General features: G+C 63.1%; 1 pseudogene. It reads left to right on the top strand.

Going from position 1 to position 309, the window contains the following annotated elements:
* A pseudogene (locus BST12_RS29820) lies at nucleotides 1-309 on the top strand (sulfatase); the annotation flags it as partial.

The raw sequence follows: 309 nt of genomic DNA, 5'->3' as shown, positions 1-309 counted from the left end.
GATCTGGTTCCGACGCTATTGGACCTGCTGAGACTCGAGGTACCCGCCGATGTCGAGGGTGTGTCACACGCACCGGCCCTCCTCGCGCCGGACACTGAAAACGCTGCGGTGCGTGACCACGTATACACCGCCAAGACCTATCACGACTCGTTCGATCCGATTCGGGCAATCCGCACCAAGGAATACAGCTACATCGAGAATTACGCGCCCCGGCCGCTGCTGGACCTACCGTGGGATATCCAGGAAAGCCCGGCCGGCATGGCCGTCGCACCGTTGGTCAAGGCGCCCCGCCCGCAGCGGGAACTCTAC

Source organism: Mycobacterium angelicum, assembly GCF_002086155.1.
GTDB lineage: Bacteria > Actinomycetota > Actinomycetes > Mycobacteriales > Mycobacteriaceae > Mycobacterium > Mycobacterium angelicum.
This window is presented reverse-complemented; position numbering and strand designations above follow the sequence as displayed.